The organism is Trichococcus flocculiformis (genome assembly GCF_963662535.1).
GTDB classification, from domain to species: domain Bacteria; phylum Bacillota; class Bacilli; order Lactobacillales; family Aerococcaceae; genus Trichococcus; species Trichococcus flocculiformis.
Window position 1 is genome coordinate 2,481,653 of record NZ_OY759718.1, and the last position, 19,253, is coordinate 2,500,905.

Sequence of the window (19,253 nt, forward strand, 5' to 3'; positions counted from 1 at the left end):
CAATGACTGCTGTTGCCAAACAAACACGGTATATTGTAACCTTTTCTTAATTCCTTTGCATCATTCAGGGCGATTTTGTTACTAAACATTACTATGCTATAATAACAAGAAATATTTCAAGGGAGTTGCGCATATGATTCATACATTTATTTTTGATGTCGACGGTACAATCGTTGATACTGAAGATTCCATTTTCAGAGGTCTGGACGATATCCTTCAGGAACACGCCGGCAGACCTGCCACACAAGAAGACATGCGTACAATATTCGGCATACCGGGGATGGAAGGTTTGCAGCATTTGGGCTTCACACCCGAACAAGCTGCGGATCTGCATCCGAAGTGGAGTGCGCAGTCGAAAACTTATGCGGACAGCGTGAGTATCTTTGCCGGGATGGAAGATACGCTGCGCTATTTAAAGGAAAACAATCATCTCCTGGGCATTGTCACTTCAAAGACAAAAGAGAGTTACGAGCTGAACATCACACCATACGGTTTGGATGACTATTTTGACGTCATCATCACATCAAGCGATACTGAAGAACACAAGCCTTCCGGACAACCTTTGACGGAATGTTTGCGCAGATTAGGCGTTTCCGAAAATGAAGCCATCTACATCGGGGATTCCATTTACGACAACCAATGCGCACGCAATGCCGCTGTTGCATTCGGATTGGCAGAATGGGGATCGCATACGGCAGAAGGATTCGATGCTGATCACATCTTCCAGACACCATCGGATATCTTATCGATTCTATAGAAAAGGCAAGCAACCTGGAGATAGGTTGCTTTTTTCGACATATAGGAATTTATAAAATTTTCCAGAGTGAAAAGTGCATCACCGTAGGTGTTTCACAAGTTTGTAAAATGTTTCATGCATCTAAAATGATGTCCAGCTTCACGGGTTAGCCCTTCGGAAATTAGATAAATCTGACCCATTGCGCTCTACGATGCTCATTCAGGGCCAGATTTCCTAAATTTCTTTCAGGGCTGAACGAACCCGTTCAGCTTTTCTTATTATAAGAATGGGTAGGAACAATCAAAATTGACATCTTACGCTATTCACCCTCTGTCTTCAAGACGCTTCAGCCTTGCCAACAATTCATCTGCCGCTTCTTCATTTTTATTTTTCATGTATAAGGCATGGCTTTCCAGATAAGAATCTCTGGCCCTTTCCAATTCATTGAGGGTGAAATGATAATCACCCAGTCCGCGCATGATGCCAGCTTGACATTCCTCGTCTTCGGATTTATCAGCGTACTGTTTCGCCTTATCAAGATTCATTTTGCCTTTCATCGGATTCCGCTGCAACAAAGACAGCATAGCCGCCTCATAGTAACTGCGGGCCAACCCACTGTAATCATCGGGAAAATGCGTCAATCGGAAAGTGATTTCTTCTTCACACATCAATGCTGCCAAATCGTATTCTTTCATGCACCGGGTATTCACCGCCAAGGCATGCAGATACTCTGATTCTTTCTTCAGATCTTTATTTTTTTTAGCGTAAAACAATAGCTCTTCAAGACACTCTTTGGCTCCAGCAAAATTTTTCTGGGCGGCATAGCACTTCGCCAGCTTGTTTACGACTTTTTGATATTCTTCCGATTTAGGATTATCCATTAAATATAAGGCGTTGATGTACTTTTTTTCAGCATGAGCATAATCGTTCGCCTCCATCGCAAATTCAGCGATTTCAATCAGTTGATTAATTTTCTTGTCCATCGCGCATCCCCCTTGCTTCACGAAAAAATGTTATCGTTTTCATCACCATCTTAACACCATTTGGGTGGTTTCACAAAGGATAACGATAGCAACACTATTAGATGTGCCTCCCTTCAGAAATACGCATCACCTAACTCAGTGAATGAAAATGGCGCCCTATTCCAGAGCGCCATCATCAATACCTCAAAAGTTTTTTAAATTCTTTCATGCGTTACATTCGTTCGAAAAATATGCTTCATTATCCTTTCCTCTTATTTTTCACAATCAATCCGATACTGACAGCAATACTCAATAAGCCTGCAATGATAATCAAACGATTTATCCATTTATGATTGCGGGCGGTTGTTGAAATGTCTGTTTCGGACTGTAAAAGTTGAACAGAAACATTTTCTGATGAAGACACGGAAGTCTCCTCGTTACTTGGCTGTGTTTCATCCTTGTCCCCTGTTAAAACAGTGTTCTCTTCAATGGCTTCATCGCTATCCCGGTTTTCTACAACCTCCGTATTGTCCTCGGCATAGGATGTTTGTTCATCTAAAACTTGCCCCTGCGCATCAGGGTACGCCGAGCCAATTTCCGCATCTTCCGTATTGGTTTTACCGATTAGTGGGTCTTCTGAGGCGCTTGCATACTCAACAGTTCCTCCCTCATCATATACCCTCGATCCATAGATAAGCAGTCTATATCGGTCTGTCGGATAAGGCGTGCATGTCAGTAAAGTTACTAAGTCCTCTGTTTCGACAATACCTAGCGAAGAGGTATCGTCAGGTTCGATTATAGCCTGTCCTGTCACTTCGTATGCTAGTACCTTATTCAATACATGTATATAAAACAAATCCCCAATTTCCATTTGATCGATATATCTGAAAAATGTTGCACCATAATATCCTCGATGACCGGCAATGACCGAGTGCGTGCCGGATCCGCCCGTCGGCAACGATGACTCTGTTACTTGAGCAACGCCTTTTGCAAGATTTTTAGGAGTGGCTCCTAGAAAAATAGGCAACATCTCACCAATTTTTGGTATTTCGATGAAAGCAAAAACATCATCTTCAGCAATCAAACTAGGTTGATTCCCGCCGGAAGTCATCTGGTTGGTAAATGGATCGCTCAGCGTATCATGATTACTCACGGTTTTGGTGCTGTCTGCAGAAATTTCCAGGAGTTCGGAATCATTTTCATTATCCAGATTATCAGCAATGGTGTTGTTGTTGATCGAGGCTGCCTCACTAAAAAACTGTTGTATCTGCTCTTCATTCAAGTCAGTGATTGTTTCTTGGTATAGATCTATTTGATGTTGTTGGCCTAAATTATTGTAAAAGATGACTATTTGCGGTACCAAAATGATGGATACGCCCAAAATGAAGAGCAGTAGGTATCTGTTCTTCTTTTTATTTTTCATTTTGATCACCTTCTTTTATGCGCCTTCTTCTGTATAGGATAATGCAAATAAGGAGAAGAATGGACGCTAACACTGCAATCAGGTAAATGTTGTTGTATTCATCTTGTGTCTTCAAGACTTTGGAAGAATCCGCTTCTTGGGGTTCATCCACAATTTCTTGAACCGCTTCATAAGCAACCCTATGACCCGACACTAACAGACGATGTGTATTAATCATGTAAGGCGTACAGGTAATCAAAGTGACCAGATCCTCACCCTCAACAATCTTCAATGACTCGGTTTCGTCCGGCAATACCGTATTGATTGTATCCACTTCGTAGGCGAGGGTACCATTGATGGAGTGAATAAAAAAAATATCTCCAACAGCTAATTTGTGCAGATCTGTAAATAATTTTGCACTCGGCAGTCCATTGTGTCCTGTCAAGGTCGCATGAGTACTGGCTCCTCCTACTGGTAAAGAGCTCCCTTCAAGTAAACCAACCCCTTCTTGAAGTACTTTTTCACTGGTACCAAAATAGATTGGAATATCAATATCCATTTTTGGGATTTCGATATGCCCGAGCGCTTCACCCACGGAACCTGCTAAGGCATCATAAATCACAGCTTCCTCATCTGCAGAAGTAGCAACTTCGCTATCAATTGTACTGCTTTCGGATTCGATTTTTTTATCGTCATCATCCAAAATGCCTTCAAAAGGATCCTCATATTCAATACCGGACTGATTCAGGTTATCGTTGTATGCCATCATTTCTGCCAGTTTTTGTCTCTTTTCCTGTTCTGTCATTTGATCAACTTTATCTTGATAAGAATCGATTACCTGATTTTGAAAATACTCCACATATACATTACTCAGAATTGGATACAAAAAAATGCCTAACCCTACAGCAAAAATGGCTGCCAGTAGAATTTTCTGCATTTTCTTTGAAATAGTTATTTTCAATACAAACACCCACTTTTCTGATCAAGTAAAGTGCAGAAGACGATGAACATCTGCTACCTCTTTTGAATTGCACTTTCTGTTCATCAAAGAGGCTTTCATAGGAAAGCCTCTTTGATGAACAGGCGATAATATCGCCTGTCCAAATCAGGTTTTAATATTTAGTTCTTATTATTCTTCCACGCCGTCTTTCTTATACAATTTCACTGCACCCAGCATCAGCACTGATCCGATTACTGAAAAGACTATTGTACCCATACCACCTGTTGATGGCAGAGTCAGTGTAGGGGCATTGGTGATTGTTGCAGTGCTTGCGTCAGCGTAGCTTCCGAGTCCGACCGTGAAGTTGACATCCGCTCTCAAGTTATAGCCTGTTGGGGCTTTCGTTTCTTCTAAAGTGTAGTTGCCATAAGCCAATCCAGTCACTTCGAACTTACCATCAGCTCCTGATGTGAAGACGCGAGCTGTTGCCTTGCTGCCCCAAGACCAGTCTGTTTGAAGATATTCTGTTGTTCCAGCTTTGAAAATTTTGAATTCTGCTCCGGACAAAGCAGCCGAATCCGTTGTTTTGCCGACTTTCACGAATTTCTTACCGCCTGTGTGCACTTCCGGTAATTCAGGGACATCCTCTTCGTAAGGTGTACCATCCAAAGTACCTGTTACGGTTGCGTTGTTTTCGATTTCGTCATCCATCGTTACTGTATTGTTGACGGATGTTTTGAATTCAATGGTGACTTTCTGCCCTTCATATCCGACCAATGCATCAGGATCGATAGAGATTGTCAGTACCGGTCCAGCAGTCCCGACCGCTGGAGCAGCGAATGTGTAGTCTGTCCCTAAAGTCAGTACATCTGCCCCGGCTTTTACTGTCAGCGCGTTTTCATAATCCAGGAAGGATTCCAGATCGTCTGTAACAACATAACTTTCATAATCTCCGATGTCTCCAGGAATGGTTGCTTGGATGAACCAAGTATTCAGTTCATTGATGTTCGCTGTCTCCGTTTTGTTGCCGATTGTAGTGATAAATTTGTCGACCGTTGGGTAAAAGAAGTTATCGTCTGTGACATACTTGGTCACGTCATGATCATTTATGGTGATACTGAATAATACTGGGGTTTTATTTAGACCATATCCAGCAGGGGCAACTGTTTCTATGAAGTAATAATCTCCAACTGTCAGATTTTCGACATTGATTTTTCCGGTTGTTGCGTTAGTAGCATATGAACCGATTAATGTATCATCGGCAGTCCCATCAGCGGCATCCCCTTTGTAAAGTGCAAAAGTAGCCACAGGATAAGGCGTTACTGCATCTCCTTCGAACGACTTCGTTAATTCCGCTTTGCCTAGAACCAACTGGTTTTTTGGATACACATGCACGTTTTCGTTCCATGTTACATTGTCGGGATTCATCATCGGAACGTCAACCAAAAAGTTAGGTGTGAATGATTCGATCCCGGATGGCGTTCCAGCCGCCGTGATGTCTTCAACTACTAAATAGCGTCCCGCTGCTAATCCGGTAAATTCGGCAAGCCCTGCCGCATTCGTCACGAGTGATACAGGCGTCACACTCACAGGTATTGTAGTTGCTGTTGCATCATCCGCGACTTTGTAGACTTTAAATGTCACTCCTGCTAAGGCCGATGTCCCTGCAGGAAGTGCCGGTAAAGCCAAACCATCATTATCGATGACCGGAGCCGTTTCGGTATGATATTGTAACTTGTGGATACTCAATGTACCGGTGGTTGGCCGCTCCGTAGCCGCATATGCTGCGCTTGGAAGTAGAACACCAAACAAAACCATTACTGACAATAATGCGGTTAAAAATCCTTTTACCTTTTTACTCATCTTTTTCTCCTCCTTTAGACTCAGTTGTTACGCAAATTATAACTATTTCTTTTTCTTATAGACAAATCCGGAACCAATCATAATAGCCAATCCAACTAAAGTGAACACCGTTGTTCCCATTCCACCAGTAGCAGGAAGTTCTTTAACGGGTACATTTTCAATTGTCTTAGAAACATCGGTATGGTCGGCATCTATGACAACTTCGATATCTTCATCCAACAGATTAAATCCATCGGGCGCTTGGATTTCCACTAATTTATACGTACCATAAGGGATGTTCGCCCAGGTAATCAGCCCATCGGAATCGGTCGTGCCCCTAACTTCATTACCATTGATATCTTTGACAATGCTGTCATCAGCTTTTCGGAGTTCAAAAATTGCGCCAGCCAGATTTTTGGTAGGATCAGATTTGTCAACTTTCAGTATAGCGAGTGAACCGACATTCAATGTGTTGGTGATCGTAAAGCCATTATCTGAAGGGGTTACCACTGCCGTATATTTATCGACACCCACCTCTTCGATTGTATAGATATACAACTCATTCAGGCTCTCAAATTTCGGAAGATCTTCAAAAACCCCATTCCACACGCCGTTTAAATCAGGTGTAATGACAATCGTGTCGTAAGGTGAATCCCCTTCTTGGTAATTCTGGTAAATATTCACAGTAATGCTTGATGGCCTCGTTTGCAGCAAATTATTATTGTCATTCCAAGTCTTCGTGACCGGAATATCAATTTTATCCATTGCATTTTGTATTACCAATGGATTACTTGAAACAGTGGTTGGGTTGGGTGTTCCAGGTTTAGTCACGGTAACCACTACTGCGCCGACTGTACTTAATCCCACAGTCACTGTGTATATTGTCGGATCTGCTATATACCCTGTCGGGGCGACTGTTTCTTTTAATGTATACGTTCCTCTTGTAAGACCGGTAAATTCTGCAAATCCATTCGCAGCCGTCACCTGCGTTGTTGTAGTGCTATTTTTTGTCAGAGTGAAGGTGGCAGGATTGTCAGTAATCACTGTACCTGATTCATTTTCCTTCCTGATTGTCAGACTGCCTGTTTTGACTCTAACCCACATATAAGCGATGGCCTTACAACCGCTGGAGTCTGTAACGATAAGCTTATATTTCGTATCTACGGTAGGTGAAACAGATGGATTTTCCGCTGTTGAAATAACTGTATCGGAGCCATCCACATACCAAGCGTAGGTATAGGTACCATTACCATCACCGCCAGTTATTGGGCTCATATAGTTTTGAGAAGCAGGATCGTTCCCTATTGCCAATTGAATAGAATCACCCAATAGAATAGTGGCATCAGTTAAACTCACGCTTAGTCTAGTAGGAACATTCACTTGAGGTTTTGGGAATGTTTTCGTCTGATTAGCAACTCCATTCACGTTCGTGTAATTAAGAGTTGCCGATTCATTTGTGTAGGCTAATCCACCTTCAAATTCCGGCTTGGCTTGAACCGTGTATTTCAACTGCGAATTTGTGATGATTGTTCCTGGGCTCCAGGTAATAGTTCTGTTCATAGGATTGTAAACAGCTCCAGCCGGGAGACTACTCTCAATTAGGTTGAAATTATTTCCAACCACATCCGTTACAACAGCATTTAGCGCAGAATAATTTAACTGTTGTGAAATAGATGCGAAAATTGTTTGTAAATCTTGTGCAGATGGTGCTTCATAAAATCCTGCATTTTGAGCTTTGGTCAAGGTATCTACAGCTAAAGCATGAACTGCGGTAGGCATATTTTGCAGTAACCCAATAGTGAATACACGGGCGGAGCTATGCAAGGCCTGACCTGCAGTATACGCAGCAATTGTATGCGCGTTATGCGCAGTAGGCTCGTTAGGCCCGGAAGGTAATGTCCCATTGCTCGCTGTAGGCATACCGTCGGTGAACATGATGATCACCTTATTTGAATTAGCATTCGCTCCAGCTAATGTCGCTCCGGCTTGAATGAATCCAGCTTGAGTGTTGGTACCTCCACTCGCACTAAGTCCGTTTATCGCATTGGTCACGGTTTGTAGATTTTGGGAAAAACCTAAATTTTGTGTTGCGTTACTCGGTGTACCAGCAACATTAGTTGTTGGCGGGCCATTAAAACTTACAATTGCAACTCTACTTCCCGGAATTGCATTTGGGCCAGATAAAACTAATCCCGCAAAATTTATAGCTGCTAGTTTTGCATAGTGTAAACGTGAAAACTGCCCAGCTGAATCATTCATACTGTTTGATCTATCCAGAACCAAAACAACATCCACAGGTTTTAATGGCGGTACCCCAGTGATATTCAAAGTTACTTCGTAAGTTCTACAACCCAAATTCCGCAAAGCCGTCTTGTTGACTTGGATTGTATCTGTGTAGGAAGTAGCAGAAAGAGCAACACTTCCCTCCAAAGTTACTCCCGATGTTGATTTCCCAAATAGACTTACCACTGTTGACGGTACAGGGATGATTGGATCATTCCAACTTACATCCGAGGAAATAGGTTCAAGTATTGCCTCCGCTGATTGTGGCTCTGCAATTGTGTTTGGAGTACCTGATAATTCTGTGGCTGATTCAATTTTTTTTGTAAGATTTCCCTCTAAATTGGTCTCTGCCTGGGCTGCCACTTCCGCCTGGGCTGCTTCTTCCGCTTCCGCCTGGGCTGCTGCTTCCGCTTCCGCTTGGGCTGCTGCTTCCGCTTCCGCTTGGGCTGCTGCTTCCGCTTCCGCTTGGGCTGCTGCTTCCGCTTCTGCCTGGGCTGCTGCTTCCGCTTCTGCCTGGGCTGCTGCTTCAGCTTCTGCCCGAGCTGCTGCTTCCGCTTCTGCCCGAGCTGCTGCTTCCGCTTCTGCCTGGGCTGCTGCTTCCGCTTCCGCTTGGGCGATCGGATTGACGAGAGACAATGTTCTTGTATTACCAGAATCAAAGATGCTTACGGTCCCGGATTCATCTTCGCTGAGAGTGCCTGCGAGCATTTTGATGGAAACTGTTTCAGCATAATGGTCTGTAATATCAGTAGTGAAAGACATGGTGAGTGTTTCTGCGGCGGTGCTGTATGTGTATCCTTTTAAGACTGTCACCGCACCGATATCCGTACGATTGATTTGTTGAACATTCGTACTAATATTATACGGCGTGCCTAGGCCGCTGCTGTATTCAAGTTCCAGTTTCGGAACCCGTTCGTCCTCAGAATCAAATTTCGTTACGGTCACAACCCAATCAACAGCGGTTCCTGATCCGTTGACTGTTCCGGTTGCGCTCGCAGTCCCATCATCCATAGGTAAGGCCATCTGGACTGTTCCGATTTCTGCGGCTAATACATCGATTGCGGTATAGGCTGACAAAAAGGATGGCATCACTGTCATCAATGTTATCAGCCAAAAAACAATTCTGTTGAGCAGTAAAAAACACTTTTTTCTCATATTCCTCCATCTCCTCTTTATTTCGAAAGTGACGGTACAAGTGGCTGACGCATTGGCTTGAAGCTGCTGTGAATCACGCAAGTCAACAAATCCAAGAGCTGCGAAGGACCGATACAATGAAAAACGACAAACGCTTTTACTCAAAACGGATCTATCGAGAACAGAGAATAATCAAAGGGTGGGATACAAACGTGGGATTTTCGGAGAATGCATCAGAGAAAAACGGATAGCTTAAACATTGCTGGTAGCCGAGCATTCAAATACATACATCAAAATAAAGATTTTGGCATGCTAAATCAGTTTGTTGAAAAAACTTACCTATTATTAGTTCAACTGCGATTCAAGCATTCAACCACCTGTATGTTCAAAGGTTTATCGGCGTTCAAAATAAGCTGATTACTCCGTGTTATTTTCCATAGGATCTATTATAAAAATGGGTAAGCGAAGAATAAGATCGGGTATGTTTTGCTGGATGATTTTTGAGAGGATGTCAAAAAAAGAACGTAAGTTTACTTGAATTACTTTTGTTTAAATCGAGGAAATCTAGTTGTGAAAGTATTTGGGTGGTTTGCTCATTTGTTTGAGCGGAGGGTGTATTTTTGGTGGTACACAGAGATGATCACTGATATTTCAATCGGGAGTTTTTCTGAGGTGGATAGAATTTCGCGATAGGATTTTCCATCTGCCTACAATATAGTATAAATAAGCGGTTTCGTCAATCATTAGTAAGCAATTTTCGGAAGGCTTCGGTTTCATGTTTGTTTCTTTTCAAGAAACGCTTGCTGTACCGCTGATTACCGATGCCTTCAAAAAAATGCATTATTGTATTTTTTCCGTTACTCCAACATTTCTGCAGGAATGACGTTCTTCACGAGGGAAAGATAATTATTCGGCGTTATTTCCAGGTCCTCATAACCGTTCAACCCATGCTCCAAGGCTAACTCTTCCGAGTAATTTTCCAACTTGTAAATTTTAAAATCCCGCCGTGAGTTCTCAACATTTCCCGGATCTGCCACATAGTGCGAAACAGTAGGCTCGAATTGGACGTTTTCGATACTCATCGTCTCATCATCAGTAATGACAAAATCAAAAGTCACCATGCCTCCGAGCGTATTATAATCCGTTAGCGAGTGGGCAATAAAATTCCCCAGAGAATAGACCACAAGGGTTTTATTTTGATTTACGCCGGTCACCCACTCAATCGGTTGCAGAATGTGTGGGTGGGTGCCGATGACGGCATCGACCTCCAGATCGGCGAATAATTGTGCATAAGTACGTTGCATCTCGTTGACTTCCTGCGTGTTTTCGTCACCCCAGTGCGCCGAAACGATGACAGCATCGCTGACGCTTTTGGCATTGGCAACATCCTGGCGAATCTGTTCTTCGTCAAAATAAGCTACCCGATAAGAGGTGTCCGGCTCAATACCGTTCGTGCCGTAAGTATAGGTCAAAAAAGCGAACGTGACGCCTTCTCTTTCGATTGTCCGGATTTCATCCCGATCCGCTTGACTCTCATAAATACCTGTGTAGATGACATCCTCCACTTCATTCCATACTGCCAGGGAATTGAGGGCGCCTGGGTAATCATAATCCAAGGCATGGTTCGTTGCGCCGTTGACCAAATCAAAGCCTAGGTCTTTCATATCCTGGGCGATTTCGTGCGGCGTATTGAACGCTGGGTAGCCCGAATAAGGATAATCTCCCCCCGCGCTGATCGTTTCTTGATTCAGAAAAGCGATATCCGCCTCTTCAATATCCTCTGCCACATTTTCGTAGATGAACTTGAAGTCATAGGTTCCGTCCGGCAATTCCGCATCCCGGAAAATGGAATCATGGATCAGATTATCCCCGACTCCGATGAAGGAAATGACTTTTTCCTCCTCGTTTTCGGAAACTGTATCATTTTGTTCAGAAGCGGTGTCCACGGATGCAACTTCAGGAACCGTATCCGCTTCATCCGCGCACCCCCATAATCCCAGCACAGCCAACGACATCACAAACGTTTCTTTTCTCATTTTGTTCCCCTTTTCCGAAGGATTTTTCGCAATATTCGACAATTTGATTATACCGGACCCTATCGTCTTTGTCACTTGAGGCAAATTTTTCTTATTCCTATTTTTTTTATGGATATGCATATTTTCGCTGGAAAACTACAGTGCAAAATGTCCCGTTCCTCCGGCGAGGCTTCTTTCGCCGGAGCAGAATGGTAATATTTGGTCTCTTTTCCGAGGAGGCTTCTGCCCACAGGAGGAGACCATCAGAATGTAGTCCTCAACTCCGGCCAAGCGCCCCACGCCGGAGAACAGCAAAAAAAGCTGTCTCATCAGAGACAGCTCCCATTTAATAACTACAGTCGTGATTTGAAATCTTCGTATCCGAAGGTCTTGATGACTTTCGTGCCGTCTTTGACCGTATGGGCTGCGATGGCCGGCAGTTGGATGCCGTTGAAAGTCGTGTTCTTAACCATCGAATAGATAGCCATATCCGTGAAGATCAGGCGATCGCCGGGCTGAAGTGGCTCATCGAAGGAATAGTCCCCAATGACGTCCCCTGCCAGGCAAGTCTGCCCACCCAAACGGTACGTGTGCGCCTTCTCACCGGCTTCACCGGAACCGATGATGAACGGACGGTATGGCATTTCCAATACGTCCGGCATGTGGCAAGTCGCAGATGTATCCAAGATGGCCAGGTTCATCTGGTTGTAGGTCGTCTCGAGCACGCTCGCAACAAGGAATCCCGCATTCAGCGCGATTGCTTCACCAGGCTCAAGATAGACCTGCACAGCATATTTTTCTTTGATGTAGTTGACGATTTTTACCAATTTGGCGATATCGTAACCCTCTTTGGTGATATGGTGTCCACCGCCGAAGTTCACCCATTTCATTCCGTGCAGATATTTCCCGAATTTTTCCTCGAATGCGACCAAAGTTGCTTCCAAGGCATCGGACCCTTGTTCGCAAAGGGTATGGAAATGCAGACCGTCCAACAATTCGACTTGGCTCTCGTCAAAATTGACGGCTGTCGTACCCAAACGGGAAAACGGACTGGCTGGGTCATAGAGTGCATGGTCCTGCGTTGAAAGCTCCGGATTGACGCGCAAGCCGATTTCGATCGGACGCGGGCTGTTCTTCACCATTTCGGCGTACAACTTCACTTGGTTAGGGGAATTGAAGACGATATGATCCACGATCGGGAGCAACGCCTCCATTTCTTCCTTCTTGAAAGCCGGCGCAAAGACATGCGTCTCTTTGCCGAATTCCTCAAAACCCAGTTGTGCCTCATGGACGGAGCTGGCGGTCGTGCCGTCCAGATACTCGGCGATTAAAGGGTAGAAATGATACATTGAAAAAGCCTTTTGAGCCAACAAGATCTTGCAACCTGTCTGATCCTTGACCGATTTCAGGATTTCCAGATTGCGGCGCAATAAAGTTTCATCCACCACATAGCTGGGTGTCGGCAAGGATTGAAAATCGATTGTTGTGTTCATCCGTACCTCCTAGTCGACCAATGTAGGATTGAAGTCCTCTTGCCAAGGCAAGCCATAGACGTTCAATGCTTCCATAAATGGATCCGGATTGAATTCTTCGATGTTGTATACACCTGGTTTCTTCCATTGTCCAGTCAATACCATAGCTGCCCCGATCATCGCAGGGACGCCGGTTGTATAGGAAACAGCTTGAGAGCCGACCTCTTTGTAGCACTCTTCATGGTCGCAGACATTGTAGATGTAGTATGTCTTTTCCTTGCCGTCCTTGATACCGGTAAAGATGTTTCCGATGTTCGTTTTGCCTTTGGTGCGCGGTCCCAATGATGCTGGATCAGGCAATACGGCTTTCAGGAATTGCAGCGGCACGATTTGTTTGCCTTCGAATTCGATTGGCTCGATGGAAGTCATGCCCACATTCTCCAACACTTTCAAATGCGTCAGGTAGCTTTCGCCGAATGTCATGAAGAAACGGATGCGTTTGATGCCTTTGATGTTCAAAGCCAACGATTCAATTTCTTCGTGGTGAAGCAAATACATGTCCTTCTTGCCGACCTGATCGAAATTGTATTCGCGTTTGATTTCCATCGGTTCTGTTTCGATCCATTCGCCGTTTTCCCAATAGCTTCCGTTTGCCGTAACTTCGCGGATGTTGATCTCCGGATTGAAGTTGGTTGCGAAAGGATAACCATGATCGCCGCCGTTGCAGTCCAGGATATCGATCGTATGGATTTCATCGAAATGATGTTTTTGGGCATAGGCAGAGAATACGCTTGTTACGCCCGGGTCAAAGCCTGATCCCAACAACGCGGTGATGCCGGCTTTTTCGAAACGCTCGCGGTAATCCCATTGCCATTTGTATTCAAATTTAGCTGTATCTTCCGGTTCATAGTTCGCTGTGTCGACATAATCAGTTTTTGTTTCAAGACAGGCATCCATGATGGTCAAGTCTTGGTATGGCAAAGCCACATTAATCACGATATCCGGTTTGTATTCATTGATCAGCGCCACTAATTCAGGAACATTGTTCGCATCCACTTGGGCAGTCGTTATTTTTGAACGCCCAGCATAAATGCCGCTTTCGATCCGATCTTTGATTTCATCGCATTTTGACTTGGTACGACTGGCAATCATAAATTCTTCGAACACTTCTGAATTTTGGGCACATTTATGGCATACGACGTTGGAAACGCCACCGGCACCAATAATTAAAGCTCTACTCATCTTATTCATTCCTCCTGTAGGGAAATATAATTCATCCATCCTGCGGCCTTTTTCTGCAGACATTCCTCAAATAGGGGCTTAGCGATAGACAAGATATTATAACATAAAGCAGTATCGGATAATGATTTTTTAGCTACAACGACAACATATCGTCATATTTGATAGTACTTGATGCAACTCCATCTTACCTTAAATAAAAAAAACAAGCGAGGAATCCCCTCCAATTGAAGGAAATTTCTCGCTTATCCTATTAAAATTTTTAAAAATTTAAAATGCATCACCCTAGGTGTTTGAAGTACTCCCAAAGTGTTCCCCGCACCAATAATGATGGCTAGTTCCACGGATTAGCCCTTCGGAAATTAGATAAATCGGGCCTATTGCGCTCTACGATGCTCAGTCGGTCCGATTTCCTAAATTTCTTTCAGGGCTGAACGAATCCGTTTCACTTTTCTATCTATGCGTATATATTGTCCCATTTTGCTTCGTACGCATCAATCTCATCTTTGAACGCCATTGTTTCAGTGATGTCGTCGATGCCGTTTTCCAATTTATGCTTCCAAGTCGGATCGATGGCGAACGGATACTCGGCTGTGTTGGTTCTGACCACTTGATTCGGCAAGTCGATCTGGATGGTTTCATCCGCTGGTAATTGCGCCAACGCATCACGTTGCTCTTGCGGCAACTCGATCAGCAATAGACCATTCTTCAAGGAATTCATATAGAAGATATCGCTGTAACTGCCGGCGATGATGACTCGGAAGCGGTAATCCTTCAATGCCCATGCGGCATGTTCACGGGAAGAGCCACAGCCGAAATTATCTCCCGTTACGAGGATTGTCGCTTCTTGGCGGTCGGCATCGTTCAAAGGGAACTCCGGATTCGGATCGCCATTTTTCAGGAAACGCCATTCATCAAAAACGAAAGCGCCGAAACCTGTTTTTTCGATCCGTTTCAGGAATACTTTCGGAATGATTTGGTCGGTATCGATGTTGTTGTTCATCAAAGCAACGGTCTTACCGTTATGTACTTTAATTGGCTCCATAAGTCACTGCTTCCTTTCTGATATCCACAAATTTACCATTCACTGCGGCAGCGCCTGCCATTGCCGGGCTGACCAAGTGCGTCCGCGAGCCTTTGCCTTGGCGACCTTCAAAGTTACGGTTGGAAGTCGAAGCACAGTGTACGCCTGCAGGCACTTTATCCGGGTTCATCCCCAAACAAGCCGAGCAGCCTGGCTCGCGCCATTCAAATCCCGCATCGATAAAGATTTTGTCCAATCCCAACTCCGCAGCTGCATCGCGGACGGTCCGGCTGCCCGGAACGACCATAGCCTGGATGTGATCCGGCACTTTTCCGCCTTTGACATACTTCGCCGCTTCGATCAGATCGGACAGGCGGGCATTCGTACAAGAGCCGATGAAGACAAAGCCCAATGGAATATCTTCCGCCGTTTGACCAGGTTTCAGATCCATGTAGTTATAGGCACGCTCATCATTTTTGTCCTGGATTTCCGGGAATTTTTCTCCGAATTGCACACCCATACCTGGATTGGTTCCCCAAGTTACATAAGGAGCCAAGTCGGAAACATCGATAGCGATGTCAGTGTCATAGACAGCATCCGGATCGCTCTTCAGCGTCTCCCAGTCGGCAATGGCCTTCTCCATATTTTCCGGTGCATAACGGCGGCCGCGCAAGTAATCGTAAGTAGTCTGGTCCGGTGCCATCATACCGATTTTAGCACCGAACTCGATGGACATATTACAGATTGTCATCCGTTCTTCCATCGTCAAGGCTTCCACTGTATCTCCGTAGAATTCAATCGCATAACCACTTCCGAAGGCTGCTCCGTAAGTCGCAATCAAATGTAGGATGATATCTTTCGCGTAGACGCCCGCAGGCAATTTGCCGGTGATTTTTACGCCCATCGATTTCGGTTTTTTCTGCCAGATTGATTGCGTTGCAAAAACATGCTCCACTTCCGAGCTGCCGATACCGAATGCCATCGCTCCGAAGGCCCCATGCGTAGCCGTATGTGAATCTCCGCAGACGACAATCTTACCAGGTTGGGTTGCACCCAATTCCGGTCCTACCATGTGCACAATCCCTTGATTGGCTGTTCCGATATCCATTAATGGAATGTTGAATTCTGCGCAATTCTTTTGCAGCGCTTCAATCTGTTTCTTAGAAATCAGGTCTTTAATATTGTAGATGTCTTCCGTCGGCACATTATGGTCGACCGTTGCGATCGTTTTGTCAGGACGTCGGACTGGGCGGTTGGTTTCGCGCAAGCCATCAAAGCCTTGTGGCGAAGTGACTTCATGGATCAGGTGCAGGTCCACGTACAACAATTGTGGTTCACCTTCTGGTCCTGTAATGACGTGTCTGTCCCATAGTTTATCAAAAAGCGTTCTGCTCATACTATCTACTCCCCTTCACTTTTCCAAAATGGCTTTCACTTGTTCAGTAAATGCTGTCGTTGTCGTCGTGCCGCCCAGATCGGCCGTCAGGAACCCGGCATCCATCACCTCGGAGGCCGCTTTTTCAAGCGCAGCAGCCTCTTCATGCAGCTGGAAGCTTTGGCGCAGCATCATGGCTACGGATAGGATCATCGACATCGGGTTGGCGATGTTTTTACCGGCGATATCCGGTGCGGATCCATGGATCGGTTCATATAACGAAGGACCGGATACCGCATGGCTTCCGGAAGGCAACATCCCCAGTGAGCCTGTGATGACGGATGCTTCGTCGCTCAGGATGTCCCCGAACATGTTTTCCGTCACGATGACATCGAATGAGGTCGGATCTTGGATAATTTTCATCGAAGCCGCATCGACATACAAGTGATCCACGGTCACTTCCGGATATTCTGTCGCGATTTCATTCACGGTTTTGCGCCATAATTTGCTGCTGGCCAATACGTTGGCTTTATCGACGGAAGTCAGTTTTTTGCCGCGCGTCATCGCGATGTCAAACGCTTGGCGGACGATTCGATCGATTTCGCTCTTCTTATAGAATAAAGTATCTGTCGCTTCCTCATCGTTCCAATGCTTCGGCTGGCCGAAGTACAGGCCGCCTGTCAATTCGCGGACAACGATGAAGTCAGTGCCTTTTACCCGTTCCGTCTTCAACGGGGAGAGGTGGGCGATGCTGTCGCTGACTGCGATCGGGCGGATGTTCGAGAAAAGTCCCAATGTCTTACGCAATTGCAAAAGGCCATCTTCCGGTGTTTTCTCGGCTTTTTCCCATTTCGGTCCGCCGATTGCGGCCAAAAGGATCGCATCAGCTTCCGAACAGCCTTTGATTGTTTGTGGCGGAATCGGATCGCCGGTTTCATCGATGCCGGCTCCTCCGAATGGGTATACCGTCACGTTGAATTCATGCTGAAATTTTTTGCCGAGCGTTTCCAGCAAGGTCAAGCCGCTTTCCATTATTTCTGGTCCAATGCCATCTCCGGGCAATGCTGCAATCGTATAATTCATCTTACTTTTTCCCCCTCATCAGAAATGTGCTGATACTTTTTCTATTGTCTGTTTATTTTTTGCTTTTCCGCTGGCTTGGATGTACGCTTTCGCGGATGCCGTCAGAACGTCGAAGTCGATACCTGTTCCGTTATAGCTCTTGCCGTCCTCATCCTCCACGACCACGTGCACTTCTGCTTGCGCATCTTTCCCGCCTGTGATGGCTTCGATGTTGTATTCCTTCAGAATGATTTCTTGCTCCATAATGCGGTTGATGGTATTGTAGATCGCTTCGATGCTTCCCGATCCGGTTGCGGAATCCTGCATCTTCGCTTCTTTATTGCCCTTATCCTGGATGCCGACGATCGCCGCTTGGATGCCATCTTTCACAAACTGCACTTGCAGTCGTTTCAACTCGTAAGCCGATTCATCTTCGATCGACTTACCGACCATCAGCGCATGGATGTCGTCTTCGGTCACGTTCTTCTTCTTGTCAGCCAGTTCTTTGAAGCGGGCGAACAATATTTTGATTTCAGCGGGATCGCTGATTTCATAGCCCATTTGCGCAATCCGATCCACAAAGGCGTGACGGCCGGACAGCTTGCCAAGCGGCAATGAGTTATGCTCCACACCGACCAATTGCGGTGTGATGATTTCGTAGGTTTCCGGGTTCTTCAGCACACCATCCTGATGGATACCGGACTCGTGTGCGTAGGCATTGCCGCCGATGACGGCTTTGTTGCGCGGAATCGGCATGCCGGAAAGGCGGCTGACCAAATCGCTCGTGCGCTTCGTTTCCTTCAGTACCATACCCGTTTCCTTTTCATAATAGTTTTTGCGGATGTGAAGAGCAACTGCAACTTCCTCAAGTGCCGTATTTCCTGCGCGCTCTCCGATGCCGTTGATGGTGCCTTCTACCCGAAGAGCGCCATTTTCGACTGCAGCCAACGCGTTTGCCGTTGCCATGCCCAAATCGTCGTGGCAATGTGAGGAGAAGATGACGTCATCAAAGCGGGTTACATTTTGCTTCAGGTATTTGAACAGATTTCCGAATTCAGTCGGATTGGTATAGCCAACGGTATCAGGAATGTTGATGACCGTTGCGCCCTTTTCGATAGCCAGATTGACGACTTCAACCAAGAAATCCCAATCGCTTCTGGTCGCATCCTCAGGAGAGAACTGGACTTTCTCGAATTTTGATTTGGCGTATGCCACATGGTGTGCAACAGACGCCAACACTTCTTCTTTGCTCATCTTCAGCTTGAATTCCATATGGACAGGGCTCGTTGCAATAAAAATATGGATTTGTGGATCCGCCGCATCCTTCAAGGCTTCATAAGCTGTATCGATGTCCTTTTCGTTGCAACGCGCAAGTCCTGCTACTGTCATGTTTTTGACAGCGCCGGCGATCGCTTTTACGGCCTCGAAGTCGCCTTCTGAAGAAATCGGGAAGCCTGCCTCGATAACATCGATCCCCCATTTTTCCATCTGCAAGGCAATCTGTACTTTTTCCTTCGTATTGAAGTTCACACCAGGTGTCTGTTCCCCATCGCGCAGAGTCGTATCAAAGAATTGAATGTACTGTTTTTCGGTCATGGTCTTTTCCTCCGGTTCATTTTTCGTTTATTGGTTTCATTAAAGATTCATAAGAGTAAATTTCGAAAAAAAATGCATCCACAAATAATGGATGCATTTCGAAGGTCAATAAATAATCGCTTCAGCCCCATTATTTGTCAATGCCAAGCAGGGCTCAAACGACTGATATTC

At 45.3% G+C, this 19,253-nt stretch carries 13 protein-coding genes; 1 reads left to right on the top strand and 12 read right to left on the bottom strand.

Annotated features, from left to right (window positions below):
* Positions 1-133: 133 nt before the first annotated feature.
* Positions 134-757: an HAD family hydrolase gene (locus ACKPCD_RS11805; protein ID WP_321433313.1), complete on the top strand. Its 624-nt coding sequence runs from the start codon at positions 134-136 to the stop codon at positions 755-757.
* Between the two features lie 302 nt (positions 758-1,059).
* Here ACKPCD_RS11805 and ACKPCD_RS11810 read toward each other — a convergent pair whose 3' ends face one another.
* The 12 genes from ACKPCD_RS11810 to ACKPCD_RS11865 form a co-directional block, all read right to left on the bottom strand.
* Positions 1,060-1,719: a tetratricopeptide repeat protein gene (locus ACKPCD_RS11810; protein WP_321433314.1), complete on the bottom strand. Its 660-nt coding sequence runs from the start codon at positions 1,717-1,719 to the stop codon at positions 1,060-1,062.
* 238 nt (positions 1,720-1,957) lie between these two features.
* A complete protein-coding gene (locus tag ACKPCD_RS11815; protein WP_321433315.1) occupies positions 1,958-3,121 on the bottom strand; it encodes a class C sortase in 1,164 nt (387 codons plus the stop codon).
* A complete protein-coding gene (locus tag ACKPCD_RS11820) occupies positions 3,111-4,061 on the bottom strand; it encodes a class C sortase (protein ID WP_276648148.1) in 951 nt (316 codons plus the stop codon). Before ACKPCD_RS11820 ends, ACKPCD_RS11815 begins: the two co-directional genes overlap by 11 nt.
* A 168-nt stretch (positions 4,062-4,229) precedes the next feature.
* On the bottom strand, positions 4,230-5,903 hold the full coding sequence (locus ACKPCD_RS11825) for a SpaH/EbpB family LPXTG-anchored major pilin (RefSeq protein WP_321433316.1): 1,674 nt from the start codon (positions 5,901-5,903) through the stop codon (positions 4,230-4,232).
* Between the two features lie 42 nt (positions 5,904-5,945).
* Positions 5,946-9,320, bottom strand: a complete 3,375-nt coding sequence (locus tag ACKPCD_RS11830) for a SpaA isopeptide-forming pilin-related protein (protein ID WP_321433317.1) — start codon at positions 9,318-9,320, stop codon at positions 5,946-5,948.
* An 836-nt stretch (positions 9,321-10,156) separates the two neighbouring features.
* Positions 10,157-11,335, bottom strand: a complete 1,179-nt coding sequence (locus tag ACKPCD_RS11835; protein ID WP_321433318.1) for a CapA family protein — start codon at positions 11,333-11,335, stop codon at positions 10,157-10,159.
* A gap of 332 nt (positions 11,336-11,667) precedes the next feature.
* The gene (gene nspC / locus ACKPCD_RS11840; protein WP_321434566.1) at positions 11,668-12,795 is read right to left on the bottom strand and encodes a carboxynorspermidine decarboxylase; all 1,128 of its coding nucleotides are present in this window, start codon (positions 12,793-12,795) and stop codon (positions 11,668-11,670) included.
* 21 nt (positions 12,796-12,816) lie between these two features.
* On the bottom strand, positions 12,817-14,028 hold the full coding sequence (locus ACKPCD_RS11845) for a saccharopine dehydrogenase family protein (RefSeq protein ID WP_276647900.1): 1,212 nt from the start codon (positions 14,026-14,028) through the stop codon (positions 12,817-12,819).
* Positions 14,029-14,482: 454 nt separating this feature from the next.
* Entirely contained in the window at positions 14,483-15,070 is a 588-nt protein-coding gene (gene leuD / locus ACKPCD_RS11850; RefSeq protein WP_321433319.1) for a 3-isopropylmalate dehydratase small subunit, read from the bottom strand.
* A complete protein-coding gene (leuC, locus tag ACKPCD_RS11855) occupies positions 15,057-16,445 on the bottom strand; it encodes a 3-isopropylmalate dehydratase large subunit (protein ID WP_321433320.1) in 1,389 nt (462 codons plus the stop codon). Before leuC ends, leuD begins: the two co-directional genes overlap by 14 nt.
* A 15-nt stretch (positions 16,446-16,460) precedes the next feature.
* Entirely contained in the window at positions 16,461-17,507 is a 1,047-nt protein-coding gene (gene leuB, locus ACKPCD_RS11860) for a 3-isopropylmalate dehydrogenase (protein ID WP_086988361.1), read from the bottom strand.
* 18 nt (positions 17,508-17,525) lie between these two features.
* Positions 17,526-19,082, bottom strand: coding sequence for a 2-isopropylmalate synthase (locus tag ACKPCD_RS11865; RefSeq protein ID WP_321433321.1), 1,557 nt, complete (start codon positions 19,080-19,082; stop codon positions 17,526-17,528).
* Positions 19,083-19,253 lie beyond the last annotated feature (171 nt).

Bases quoted from the DNA above. Each gene is read 5' to 3' on its own strand.
- ACKPCD_RS11805 (WP_321433313.1), top strand. From the start codon at position 134: ATGATTCATACATTTATTTTTGATGTCGACGGTACAATCGTTGATACT.
- ACKPCD_RS11810 (WP_321433314.1), bottom strand. From the start codon at position 1,719: ATGGACAAGAAAATTAATCAACTGATTGAAATCGCTGAATTTGCGATG.
- ACKPCD_RS11815 (WP_321433315.1), bottom strand. From the start codon at position 3,121: ATGAAAAATAAAAAGAAGAACAGATACCTACTGCTCTTCATTTTGGGC.
- ACKPCD_RS11825 (WP_321433316.1), bottom strand. From the start codon at position 5,903: ATGAGTAAAAAGGTAAAAGGATTTTTAACCGCATTATTGTCAGTAATG.
- ACKPCD_RS11830 (WP_321433317.1), bottom strand. From the start codon at position 9,320: ATGAGAAAAAAGTGTTTTTTACTGCTCAACAGAATTGTTTTTTGGCTG.
- ACKPCD_RS11835 (WP_321433318.1), bottom strand. From the start codon at position 11,335: ATGAGAAAAGAAACGTTTGTGATGTCGTTGGCTGTGCTGGGATTATGG.
- ACKPCD_RS11845 (WP_276647900.1), bottom strand. From the start codon at position 14,028: ATGAGTAGAGCTTTAATTATTGGTGCCGGTGGCGTTTCCAACGTCGTA.
- leuD (WP_321433319.1), bottom strand. From the start codon at position 15,070: ATGGAGCCAATTAAAGTACATAACGGTAAGACCGTTGCTTTGATGAAC.
- leuC (WP_321433320.1), bottom strand. From the start codon at position 16,445: ATGAGCAGAACGCTTTTTGATAAACTATGGGACAGACACGTCATTACA.
- leuB (WP_086988361.1), bottom strand. From the start codon at position 17,507: ATGAATTATACGATTGCAGCATTGCCCGGAGATGGCATTGGACCAGAA.
- ACKPCD_RS11865 (WP_321433321.1), bottom strand. From the start codon at position 19,082: ATGACCGAAAAACAGTACATTCAATTCTTTGATACGACTCTGCGCGAT.